Annotated in this window: 10 protein-coding genes; 5 read left to right on the top strand and 5 right to left on the bottom strand. The window is 63.8% G+C overall.

The genetic code is table 11. From position 1 onward, the window contains the following. Positions 1 to 106 precede the first annotated feature (106 nt). The 3 genes from ACVOLL_RS10680 to ACVOLL_RS10670 form a co-directional block, all read right to left on the bottom strand. A complete protein-coding gene (locus ACVOLL_RS10680) occupies positions 107 to 454 on the bottom strand; it encodes an SH3 domain-containing protein (RefSeq protein ID WP_481512896.1) in 348 nt (115 codons plus the stop codon). A gap of 78 nt (positions 455 to 532) precedes the next feature. Further along, on the bottom strand, positions 533 to 2563 hold the full coding sequence (locus ACVOLL_RS10675; protein WP_481512895.1) for a M3 family metallopeptidase: 2031 nt from the start codon (positions 2561 to 2563) through the stop codon (positions 533 to 535). 34 nt (positions 2564 to 2597) lie between these two features. Then, complete coding sequence (locus ACVOLL_RS10670; RefSeq protein ID WP_481512894.1) at positions 2598 to 3719, bottom strand: PLP-dependent cysteine synthase family protein; 1122 nt, start codon at positions 3717 to 3719, stop codon at positions 2598 to 2600. A 333-nt stretch (positions 3720 to 4052) separates the two neighbouring features. Here ACVOLL_RS10670 and ACVOLL_RS10665 point away from each other — a divergent pair, with 333 nt between their 5' ends. From ACVOLL_RS10665 to ACVOLL_RS10645, 5 genes are all read left to right on the top strand, one after another. Next, positions 4053 to 4424 (top strand): CopL family metal-binding regulatory protein, encoded by a 372-nt coding sequence (locus ACVOLL_RS10665; protein WP_481512893.1) that lies wholly within the window; start codon positions 4053 to 4055, stop codon positions 4422 to 4424. A gap of 120 nt (positions 4425 to 4544) precedes the next feature. Continuing rightward, on the top strand, positions 4545 to 6350 hold the full coding sequence (locus ACVOLL_RS10660) for a copper resistance system multicopper oxidase (protein ID WP_481512892.1): 1806 nt from the start codon (positions 4545 to 4547) through the stop codon (positions 6348 to 6350). After that, positions 6347 to 7441 carry a copper resistance protein B gene (locus ACVOLL_RS10655; RefSeq protein WP_481512891.1) on the top strand — a complete coding sequence of 365 codons (1095 nt, stop codon included), beginning with the start codon at positions 6347 to 6349 and terminating at the stop codon, positions 7439 to 7441. Before ACVOLL_RS10660 ends, ACVOLL_RS10655 begins: the two co-directional genes overlap by 4 nt. Positions 7442 to 7502: 61 nt before the next feature. Then, on the top strand, positions 7503 to 7802 hold the full coding sequence (locus tag ACVOLL_RS10650; protein WP_481512890.1) for an EF-hand domain-containing protein: 300 nt from the start codon (positions 7503 to 7505) through the stop codon (positions 7800 to 7802). Between the two features lie 59 nt (positions 7803 to 7861). Beyond that, positions 7862 to 8401: a DUF411 domain-containing protein gene (locus ACVOLL_RS10645; RefSeq protein WP_481512889.1), complete on the top strand. Its 540-nt coding sequence runs from the start codon at positions 7862 to 7864 to the stop codon at positions 8399 to 8401. Positions 8402 to 8837: 436 nt separating this feature from the next. On the opposite strand, the gene ACVOLL_RS10640 is transcribed toward ACVOLL_RS10645, so the two are convergent. Both ACVOLL_RS10640 and ACVOLL_RS10635 read right to left on the bottom strand, forming a co-directional pair. After that, positions 8838 to 10652 carry a 2Fe-2S iron-sulfur cluster-binding protein gene (locus ACVOLL_RS10640; protein WP_481512888.1) on the bottom strand — a complete coding sequence of 605 codons (1815 nt, stop codon included), beginning with the start codon at positions 10650 to 10652 and terminating at the stop codon, positions 8838 to 8840. After that, on the bottom strand, positions 10649 to 11341 hold the full coding sequence (locus ACVOLL_RS10635; protein WP_481512887.1) for a PepSY domain-containing protein: 693 nt from the start codon (positions 11339 to 11341) through the stop codon (positions 10649 to 10651). Before ACVOLL_RS10635 ends, ACVOLL_RS10640 begins: the two co-directional genes overlap by 4 nt. Between the last annotated feature and the right edge of the window lie 41 nt (positions 11342 to 11382).

Below are 11382 nucleotides of genomic sequence, written 5' to 3'. Positions count from 1 at the left end.
ATGCTCGGCAGAGGCTCTACCGATAATGCCCCAGCCGAGCATGGCTCGGCACTACAGGTATGGCCAACGCTCCAGCCGAGCGTGGCTCGGCTCTACAGGTGTGGCCTCAGCCGCCTGGCTTGGCGGTCTCTATGACTACGCCCATCTGCTTGCCGGCTTCGGCCAGTTTGACCTTCTTGCCGTCGCTGCGGGCGATCAGGTAATCCGCCGCTACCCAGCCGCTCCTGCCGTCTGCACGCACATTGCACCATTGCAGGTCGGCCAGGCAGCGCTGCACTTCCACCGTGGTGCCCACCGGCAATACCGCCAGGCGTTCTGCACGCTGATCCGGCGCGCTGCGCAGATTCAAGCCATTGCTGACCTGGGCGTCAGGTTCATTGATGCGCGGTTGGAACCACAGCACGGCGCCGATGATGGCCGCGCAGGCTGCGATGCGGGTGATTAGCCGGGGCATGGCGTCAAACTTGGGGAATACGTGGCCCAAGCTTGACCCTCATCGCCGCGGCTGACCAGCCCCGGCCGTGGCCGCTGTTCAGGCAGTCATGCCGCTATGCCGCAGCAAGGCGTCAATCTGCGGTTCACGACCACGAAAGGCACGGAAGTTCTCAGCCGCGCTGCGACTTCCGCCGCGTGACAGCACTTCATCGCGGAAACGCTTGCCAGTTTCGGCCAAAGCACCCGGTGCTTCTTCGAACGCAGCATAGGCGTCGGCGCTGAGCACTTCGGCCCACTTGTAGCTGTAATAACCGGCCGCATAGCCGCCAGCAAAGATATGGCTGAACTGATTGGCGAAGCGGTTCCAGGCCGGCGGGATGTTCACCGCCACTTCGCCGCGCACGCGTTCCAGCAGCTGCAGCACGCTTTCCTGTTCAGGCTGGTACTGGCTGTGCAGCAGCATGTCAAACAGGCCGAACTCCAACTGGCGCACGGTGAACATGCCGCTCTGGAAGTTCTTCGCCGCCAGCATCTTGTCGAACAGTTCGCGCGGCAACGGCGCGCCGGTATCGACATGCGCGGTCATCGCTTCCACCTGCTCCCACTCCCAGCAGAAGTTCTCCATGAACTGGCTGGGCAGTTCCACTGCATCCCATTCCACGCCATTGATGCCGGCCACCGCCAGCTCCCCAATGCGGGTCAGCAACTGATGCAGGCCGTGGCCCATTTCGTGGAAGACAGTGGTGACTTCATCATGGCTGAAGGTCGCCGGCTTGCCGTCATTGCCGCGGCCGAAATTGCAGACCAGATAGACCAGCGGCGTCTGCACGCCAGCGGTGGTGACGCGGCGGTTGCGGCAATCGTCCATCCACGCACCACCGCGCTTGCCTTCGCGTGCGTACAGGTCCATGTAGAACTGGCCAACCAGCGCGCCATCGGCATCCACCAGTCGATAGAAACGCACGTCTTCGTGCCAGACCGGCGCGCTGTCCTGTTCCACCTTGAGCCCGTACAGGCGCTCGATCACACCGAACAGGCCGGCCAGCACCTTGGGCTCGGTGAAGTACTGCTTCACCTCCTGCTCGGAGTAGCTGTAACGCGCCTGCTTGAGCTTCTCGGCCACATAGGCGAGATCCCAGGCCTGCAGTTCGTCCATGCCCAGTTCGTCGCGGGCGAAAGCTTCCAGCTCGGCGCGGTCGCGCTGCGCATACGGCTTGGCGCGTGCAGCCAGATCGCGCAGGAAGCTCAGCACCTGCGGTGCGTCGCTGGCCATCTTGGTGGCGATGGAGTATTCGGCGTAGTTGTCGAAACCCAGCAGTGCAGCAAGTTCATTGCGCACGGCGAGAATGCGATCGATGTTGCCAGTGTTGTCCAGCGCCGCATCGCCGAACTCCGATGCACGCATCGCATGGGCGCGATACAGCTGCTCGCGCAGCGCGCGGTTGTCGGCATAGGTCTGCACCGGCAGATAGCACGGCATCTGCAGGGTCAGCTTGTAACCTTCGCGGCCATCCTTCTGTGCGGCAGCGCGGGCGCTGGCGATCACGTCATCGGGCAGGCCCAGCAGGTCGTCGGCTACATCCACGTACAAGGCGAATGCATCACCGGCATCCAGCACGTTCTGCGAGAACTTCGCCTGCAGGCCGGACAGCTCTTCCTGCAACTCGGCGAAACGCGCCTTGCCGGCGTCGTCGAGCTCGGCACCACCGAGACGGAAGTCGCGCAGTGCATTTTCCACCGCCTTGCGCTGTGCTTCGTCGTAACTGGCCGCTGCCGGCGCGGCGGCCAGCAGCTTGTACTGCGCGTACAGCGCCGGGTTCTGCGCGACCGAGCTGCCAAAGCGGCTGATCTTCGGCAGGTTGGCGTTGTAGACCTCGCGCAGCTCCGGCGTGTTGACCACCGCCTGCAGGTGCGAAACCTGGCCCCAGGCGCGATACAGCCGCTCGGTAGCATCGTCCAGCGGCACCACGAAATTCTCCCAGCTCACCGGCGCCACGGCTTCGGCGGCTTTCACCGCGGCTTCGGCCTCGGCCAGCAACGTATCGACGGCCGGGGTGACGTGTTCAGCACGGATCGCGTCGAAACGCGGCAGGCCGGAGAAATCGAGCAGGGGATTGGTGGTGTTCACAACATTCCTTCAAACAGTTCCGGCTGCGCCGGCATCAAACCTGATATGGCGACGCTTCCAGCCAGGCACAAGGCAGGGCCGGCATGCCCTGCCCGGCCACGGCCGTGGCCACCACCGCATCGGCGCCGACCACGTCGATGCTCTGCTGGCTATACCAGTCGGGGTTGTAATAGCTGTGCGCGTAGCGTTCGCCGGCATCGCAGAGGATGCTGACGATGGAGCCATCACGGCCGGCAGCACGCATCTGCTGGGCGGCGTACAGCACGCCGATGAAGTTGGTGCCGGTGGAACCGCCGACGCGACGTCCGAGGGTCGCGCTGACATGGCGCATCGCAGCCAGGCTCAGCGCATCACTCACCTTCACCATCGCGTCAACGCAGGTCGGGATGAAGCTGCGCTCCACGCGCGGACGGCCAATGCCTTCCACACGCGACCCGCCTTCGCAGGTCATGTCACGCCAGTCGCGGCCCTCCAGCGCGGCGCTGTAGCCGTCATAGAAGATCGACACTTCCGGGTCGGCACAGAGGATGCGGGTGTCGTGGCGGCGGTAGCTGACGTAACGGCCCAGCGTGGCGGCGGTGCCACCGGTGCCGGGGCTGCAGACGATCCATTCCGGCACCGGATGCGGCTCCTCGGCCATCTGCTTGAAGATGGACTCGGCGATATTGTTGTTGGCGCGCCAGTCGGTGGCGCGCTCGGCGTAGGTGAACTGGTCCATGAAGTGGCCGCCGGTCTCGCGCGCCAATCGTTCGGATTCGCAGTTCAGGTCGCAGGCGCGTTGCACCAGATGGCAGCGGCCGCCATGGAATTCGATGGCGGCGATCTTCTCCGGCGAGGTGCTGGCCGGAATCACCGCAATGAATGGCAGGCCCAGCAGGCGTGCGAAGTAGGCCTCGGACACCGCGGTGGAACCGCTGGATGCCTCGATCACCGGGCAACCCTCGCGCAACCAACCATTGGCCAGCGCGTACAGGAACAGCGAGCGGGCAAGCCGGTGCTTGAGACTACCGGTCGGGTGACTGGATTCATCCTTCAGATAGACATCGATACCGGGGAAGCCCGGCAGGTCGATGGGAATCAGATGGGTATCGGCCGAACGGTTGTAGTCGGCTTCAATCTTGTGGATGGCCGCCGCCACCCAATCACGCTGGGACATGGATCGCCACTTCTTGGTGAATGCTGGGGTGGATTCTACTTGGTTGGGTTGTGGGGGCGGAGGCTGGGGCTGGGGCTGTGGCTGTGGCTGTGGCTGTGGCCGTGGCCTTTGCCCTTGCCCCTGTGCCGTCATTCCCGCGAAGGCGGGAATCGCTCCGGCTCCGGCTTTGGATCCGGCTTCGGCCTTTCTCCCACGAGCAAGCAAAAGCCAGAACCAGAGCGATTCCCGCCTTCGCGGGAATGACGATCTGAAAGGTTTCCGGGTTGAAAACCATTCAGCCCAGCCCGTACTCAGGAATGTTATGGTTCAGCCTCGCTTCCAACCGTAAAGCCCGTGCCGCGCATCCTGCTGCCCCTGCTGCTATGCCTGACCCTGATCGCTGGTGCGGTCGGTTCGGTGTGGTCTGCGACGGCGATGGCCATGCCGATGCAGGCAATGACGATGGAAATGGAAGCCGGTGACAGCGCGCACGACTGCTGCCACGAGCAGGAAGCCAATCTGCAGTGTGATACCGGCGACGCCGACAAGGCGCCTTCTCCCTGTGCCAGCGGTGACAGCTGCGACTGTAAGCAGCACTGCAACATGCTGCCCAGCGTCTCAATGACGCGGCTTGCTCCTATGCGCCATGCCTTGGCGCCAATGCCAGCACTCCCCTCTCGCGACGACGTGGCCCCGGGCCAGCTCAACCGTCCTCCCATCGCCTGATTCCCGCGCCTTCTGGCGTCCGCAGATATCTGTGCCAAGGCCATCGCCCTGGTGCACCCTTGATCTGTTCAGGACATGCAGCAACGCATCGTGATGCGGCTGTGTGACCGGGAGTTCCACATGTCTTCTGATTTCCTTTCCGATTCGCGCTCGGTACTGTCGCGACGTCGTTTCGTGCAGGGCCTGGCGATTGGCGGCGTGGTCGCCGGTGCCGGCCTCGCCCGCATCCCACAGGCCTTCGCCGCCGGCAGCGCCATGGCGGTGCCGCCGGTTGAGCTGCGCGGTACCGAGCTGAGCCTTGCCATCGGCCGCTCGGCGGTCAACTTCACCGGCCGTACCCGCCCCGCCATCACCGTCAATGGCTCCTTGCCGGCACCGATCCTGCGCCTGCGTGAGGGCGACACCGTCAACCTGCGCGTGGCCAATACGCTCACCGACGAGATCACCTCCATCCATTGGCACGGCATCCTGCTGCCGGCCAACATGGACGGCGTGCCTGGGCTTAGCTTCAACGGCATTGCGCCGGGCGAGGCCTACCAGTACCGGTTCCAGCTCAAGCAGTCCGGCACCTACTGGTACCACAGCCATTCGCTGTTCCAGGAACAGGCCGGTCTGTACGGCGCGCTGATCGTCGATCCGCTGGCACCGCCGCCGTACCACTTCGACCGCGAACACGTGGTCATGCTCTCGGACTGGACCGACATCGATCCGGATGCGCTGTTCCGGCGCATGAAGAAGATGCCAATGCATGACAATACCTACCAGCGCACGGTCGGTGACTTCATGCGCGACGCACGCAAGGATGGCCTGCGTGAGACGCTCAGTGACCGCGGGATGTGGGGCCGGATGCGGATGACGCCCTCCGACCTGTCCGACATCAATGCCCACACCTACACCTATCTGATGAACGGCACCGCCCCGGCCGGCAACTGGACCGGCCTGTTCCGCAGTGGCGAGAAAGTGCTGCTGCGTTTCATCAACGGCGCCTCCATGACCTACTTCGATGTGCGCATCCCCGGCCTGAAGATGACCGTGGTCGCCGCCGATGGCCAGTACATCCATCCGGTCAGCATCGACGAGTTCCGCATTGCCCCGGCCGAGACCTTCGACGTCATCGTCGAACCAACCGGCCAGGATGCCTTCACCCTGTTTGCGCAGGACATGGGCCGCACCGGCTACGCCTGCGGCACGCTGGCAACGCGGCAGGGCCTGCAGGCACCGATTCCGCAGATCGATCCGCGTCCGCTGCTGACCATGAGCGACATGGGCCACGACATGGGCAGCCATGGCGACCACGGTGCCGGCATGGAAGGTGGTTGCGGCGCCAATATGGGTGCCAAGGGCATGGAAGGCGGCTGCGGTGCAGCGATGGGCCACGGTGCCCATGGCGGCTCCGACAAGTCACCCAAGCACAAGCCCAGCGAAGCCGGCAACCCGCTGATCGACATGCAGACCGCGGCCACCGAGCCCAAGCTCGACGACCCCGGCATCGGCCTGCGCGACAACGGCCGCAAGGTGCTGACCTATGGCGCGATGCGTTCACTGTTCGAGGACCCGGATGGACGCGAGCCGGGCCGCGAGATCGAACTGCATCTCACCGGTCACATGGAAAAGTTTGCCTGGAACTTCGACGGCATCCCGTTTGCCGGCGCCGAGCCCATCAAGTTGAACTATGGCGAGCGCATGCGCATCGTGCTGGTCAACGACACGATGATGCAGCACCCGATCCACCTGCACGGTGTATGGAGCGACCTGGAGAACGCCGACGGCGAATTCCAGCTGCGCAAGCACACCATCGACATGCCGCCAGGCACACGCCGCAGCTACCGCGTGCGCGCGGATGCGCTGGGCCGTTGGGCCTTCCACTGCCATCTGCTGTACCACATGGAAGCGGGCATGATGCGCGAAGTGAGGATCGACGCATGAAGACTTTTTCTCACTCGCTGTTGTTCATCGCCCTGGCAGCCAGCGGCAGCGCCTTCGCGCAGGACCCGCATGCGGGCCACGCCGGGCACGCCGCTGAAGCAAAGCCGGTAGTTGATCCGCATGCCGGGCACAACATGCCCACGGCAAAGCCGGCCGATCCGCATGCTGCGCATCGTGGTCATGGCGGCAAAGCCAAGGCTGCTGATCCACATGCAGGCCATGCCATGCCCAAGGCGGAAGACCATTCCAGCCACGGCACGGCGGCTGATCCGCACGCGGGGCATGCAATGCCCGCCGATCCGCATGCCGGCCATGCAATGCCGGCCGATCCGCATGCGGGTCACAACATGCAGGGCAGCAGCGCCAGCGACGCGCCGCGCGAGCCGATCCCAACGCCGACCAAGCAGGACTTCGACGACGCCTTCCCGGTGTTGAAGCCACATGCAATGGAGCATGCACCGTCGTTCAACAGCCTGGTGGTGTTCGATCACCTGGAAGCCTGGGACAACGCCCACGGCAGCGGCCAGGCCTGGGGCATCGACTCCTGGTTCGGCAACGACATCAACCGCCTGTGGATCCGCAGCGAAGGCGAGCGCAGCGAGAACGCGCTCGGCGACTGGTCGGTGGATGCGCTGTACGGGCATTCGATCTCGCCGTGGTGGGACGTGGTCGCCGGTGCACGGCATGACAACAGCCGCGAATCCCCGGATCTGACCCGCGCGGCCTTCGGCCTGCAGGGCATGTCGCCGTACAAGTTCGAAGTCTCGGCGATGGCCTACATCGGTGGACCGCGCAAGGCCGAGCTGGCCTTCGAGGTCGAATACGACGTACTGCTGACCAACCGGTTGATTCTGCAGCCGGTGGTGGAAGCCAGCATCGTTGCCGATGACGATCCGCGCCGTGGCGTGGGCAAGGGCCTGAGCAGCGTGGAAGCAGGCCTGCGCCTGCGCTACGAGTTCACCCGCAAGTTCGCACCGTATGTGGGCTTTGTGCACGAACGCGTGTTCGGCAATACCGCTGATATGCACCGTGATGCCGGCGAAGGCGTGAGTGAATCGCGCTGGGTTGCCGGCGTGCGCTTCTGGTTCTGATTCGTCGGGATGGCGTCGTATGCCGGCGCCATCCCCACTCTCCCAACAAGGAATACATTCGATGAAGTTCTTTATTCAAGCCGCAATGATCGGCGCGATCACCCTTGCCTCGGTTTCCATCGCGCAGGCCCAGCACGCCGGCCATGAGCATCACGCACCGGCGGCAAAGCCTGCTGCAAAGGCACCGCAGGCTGATGCCGCGGCAACGTTCAAGCGTTTCGATGCCAACAAGGATGGCTTCATCAGCCGCGAGGAGCTGCCCAGCGGTCACCCGCTGCTGCCGCACTTCGGCATGAGCGATGGCAACCGTGATGGCAAGCTCGACGCCAAGGAATTCGAGCGCGGCCTGTCGATGCTGTGACGCCCTACTGCCGCACTGGCCTCCGGCCTGTGCGGCAAACTGTCCAAGGAATCTAGATCATGAAAATGCGTTCAAAGTCGATGTTCTCGCTGCTGGTGCTGGCTGCCGGCACCTTGTTGATCAGCGCCTGCAATGCCAGTCCGTCGACTGCTGCTGTGGCAGCCGCAACGGCTGCTGCGACACCTGCGAAAGCGGTTGAAGCTGCGCCGGCCACCAGGGCCTTGCCGTTGGTGGTTGTGCACAAGGACCCGAACTGCGGCTGCTGTGGTGGCTGGGCCGAGCATATGCAGGCCGCCGGCTTCCCAGTGCAGCTCAATGACACCAGCGACATGATGGCGGTCAAGCAACGCTTGGGAATCGGTGACGGCATGATGTCCTGCCACACCTCCGAGATCGACGGCTATGTGGTGGAAGGCCATGTCCCGGTGGAAGACATCAAGAAGTTGCTGGCCGAGCGCCCGCAGGCGCGTGGACTGGTGTTGCCGGGCATGCCGGTTGGTACGCCGGGCATGGAATCGCCGGATGGCTATCGCCAGGCGTTCACGGTTGCCTTGTTGGGCAATGATGGTTCGTTGAGCGAGTTCTCAAAGCACGAGTGATCTGCTTAAGCCCCTCTCCCGCTTGCGGGGTGAGATGGGCAGCTTGCGAACCACTGGTTCGCTGCCCGTCGAACGCCCTTGCGCCAGCGCAAGGGCCGGGGCGCGGAGCGGGGGTTGGGGTGAGGGGAAGCTTTTAGCTAAGCAAAGTCAAAAGCTCCCCTCATCCGCCCTCCGGGCACCTTCTCCCGCAAGCGGGAGAAGGGAGTGCCAAAAGCCGAAGCCGAAGCCACAGCCAAAGCCACAGCCAAAGCCACAGCCACAGCCAAAGCCACAGCCAAAGCCAAAGCCAAAGCAGAATCCAGAGCCAAGAACAGGCCAAAGCAGCGGCTACAGCCAGATTTGGGGCTACTACCAACGCCACGCCCAACACCAGCAAGATCGGCAACGGCTGCAGGCGTCCCACACCTGCAGCCGCACCAACCAAACCCGAAGTTACTCAGATCTTGAAGTCATCAAACGCAACCCGCGCATCCGCAACACCCAGCTTGCGCAGCAGCTGCCTGGTCGCCGCCAACATCGCCGGCGGGCCACACAGATAGAACTCGCAACCTGCCAGATCCGGATGCTGCTTCAACAGATCCTCATGGATCGCTTCATGCACACGCCGTGCATCGGCCCCCTGCCCCGACCACACCGGATGCCAACTGAAGTTGGCATGCTCATGCGCCAGCTCCTGCATCTGCTCGACATAGGGGCAATCACGCTCGCCACGGGCGCCATACCAATAGTGGATACGCTCGCCACCACCTTCATCCAGCCGCTGCTGGACCAACGCACGTAGCGGCGCCATGCCCGCACCAGCGCCAATGAAGATCTTCTCGCGCTCACTACCACTCAGTGCAAAGTCACCGAACGGGCCGCTGTAGCGGACACGGTCACCCTCACGCAGCGTATAGGCAAATGTAGAACCCTTGCCCGGCGGATGCTTGCGGTTCTCCTGCCAGCCGGGACTGAAACGCACCAGCAGCACCAAGCCGCCATCCGCATTCGACACAGGCGTTGCCAGCGAATACGAGCGCCGCACCGCCGCCTTGTTCTGCAAGGTCGCAGGCAAGGACAGCGCCTTCCAATCCTCGTCATGCTCAGCCGGATACCACACCGCACTGCGCGGCAGCTCGTACTCGGGCACGTGCAGCTGCAGGTAGCAGCCGGGCTGGAACTGCGCATCCGCAGCCTGCTCCGGGCGCAGATGGATCTCACGCAAGAACGGGGTCACCGCGACGACCTTCTCGACGATGGCCCAATGCTCGGTCCACAGACTGGCGCCGCCGGCCACTTCGATCTCGACGTCTTCATCCACCTGCAGGTTGCAGGCCAATCGACAGCCGACCTTGCGCTTTGCTTCGGGCACGTGCGCGCGATCTGCCGCTGTTGCCTTGCTGGCACCGGAACGCACCCGCACCTCACACAGACCACAACTCTGGCCGCCACCGCAGTTGGAGGGAAGATTGATGCCTTCGCGCGCCAGAGCAACGTAAACGCTGTCACCACTGGCTACTTCAACCGTGCGCAGATGCGCGCCGCCCGGTGCGTAGACCATCAGCTGCCGACGCGAACGCCAGCGCCGCGGGATGAACTCCTGTAGGTGGAAACTGGCGATCAACAACCACACACCGGTCAGCGCCAACCACAGGCCACCGATGCCCATGCCAACCACCAGCGGGTTGTTGAAGTTGACCCGGCTGCTGTAATCCATGATGTGCAGCATCCAGAAGATGTCGAACAACCGCCAAGTCGCGTTGCGATGCTCCATCACCTGGCCGCTATCCGCGGACACATAGATACTCGTGTCCTGCGCATCACTGAAGTCGATGCGCCACACCGGGTCAGGGTTGGCCCGGGTTTCCAGCGTCTTTTCCAGATACCGCGGCGCGGCGGCGACACCATCACCGGCATAGGCCGCTTGTGCGACTTTCGCCGCGACTGCCGCATCAATGCTGATGCGCTTGCCGTCACGGGCGTCGATCACCTCGGTGCCTTCCGGCGATTGCAGGCGATATACCGGCTGCTGCAGCAACCAGCCACTGTCCAATGTTGCCGCCTCGCCCTTGGCTGCAGCCAGCGCCACACTTGGCGACACTGCCGTGGCCGGCCACGCAGGATTGGCGACAGCTGCAGCTTGCTGGGCACTGCCTTCGATTTTGTCAGGGTCGAGCAGGCTCATCATCAGGCCGCTGCCCAACCAAACCACGAACTGCAGGCCGACGATTAGGCCCACCCACTTGTGCAGGGTCCGCATCCAGGGCGTCATGCGCTCCTCCGCTTGCCGAAGCTGTAGAACAACAACCAGATGCCGCTGAGGGCGAAACCCAGGCCAATGATCGAGGCCGCGCGCAACAAGGTGTTGTTGACGTCGGTGCGGTTCTCGTAATCCATGATGTGCAACATCCACACGAAGTCGAATACACGCCACAGGTCATGCCTGCGCGCCAACAGCTCACCGCTGTCCGGTGACAGATACAGCGTGCTGTCGCCGCGGCCGCTGAAATGCACCGCCCACATCGGTACCGGTCGGGTCTTCACTTCCGACGGGGCGCGGGTGATCCACTCCACCCGCTCCACTTCGCCCTTGCCCTGATACAGCGACTGCGCCAGCGCTATTGCCTGCTCACGGTCCATCGGCGCCAGGCGTTCGCCGCTGGCGGCATCCACCAGGTACTTCTGTTTGCCCTGGCGGATCTCATAGACCTCGCGTTCCAGCACATGCTTGAGCCGGAACGACTCCATCTGCGGATAGCGCGAGGCCAGCACATCGGCACCAACGCGCGCAGTCTGCGCAGGCAGCGGTGTGCCGTGCACATGTGCAAGGTGATCGCCATGGATCACGTCCAGTGGCACCACCGTCATGTAGACACCGCTGAGCATCCACAGCAGCGCCTGCACGCCGATCACCAGGCCGATCCATTTGTGGGCACGTCGTGCCCAGAATGCGGGTTTCATCAACATCGTCCTCGTTCAATGACGCGCCCCGCCGCAGCTGC

Source organism: Stenotrophomonas sp. STEN035 (assembly GCF_056759935.1).
Note: the sequence above shows the minus strand (reverse complement) of the source record. Positions and strands in the feature narration are given on the sequence as shown.

What these genes read in the sequence shown, in the direction of transcription:
- ACVOLL_RS10640 (WP_481512888.1), bottom strand. Translation starts at nt 10,652, where the DNA reads ATGACGCCCTGGATGCGGACCCTGCACAAGTGGGTGGGCCTAATCGTC.
- ACVOLL_RS10635 (WP_481512887.1), bottom strand. Translation starts at nt 11,341, where the DNA reads ATGAAACCCGCATTCTGGGCACGACGTGCCCACAAATGGATCGGCCTG.
- ACVOLL_RS10670 (WP_481512894.1), bottom strand. Translation starts at nt 3,719, where the DNA reads ATGTCCCAGCGTGATTGGGTGGCGGCGGCCATCCACAAGATTGAAGCC.
- ACVOLL_RS10650 (WP_481512890.1), top strand. Translation starts at nt 7,503, where the DNA reads ATGAAGTTCTTTATTCAAGCCGCAATGATCGGCGCGATCACCCTTGCC.
- ACVOLL_RS10645 (WP_481512889.1), top strand. Translation starts at nt 7,862, where the DNA reads ATGAAAATGCGTTCAAAGTCGATGTTCTCGCTGCTGGTGCTGGCTGCC.
- ACVOLL_RS10660 (WP_481512892.1), top strand. Translation starts at nt 4,545, where the DNA reads ATGTCTTCTGATTTCCTTTCCGATTCGCGCTCGGTACTGTCGCGACGT.
- ACVOLL_RS10680 (WP_481512896.1), bottom strand. Translation starts at nt 454, where the DNA reads ATGCCCCGGCTAATCACCCGCATCGCAGCCTGCGCGGCCATCATCGGC.
- ACVOLL_RS10655 (WP_481512891.1), top strand. Translation starts at nt 6,347, where the DNA reads ATGAAGACTTTTTCTCACTCGCTGTTGTTCATCGCCCTGGCAGCCAGC.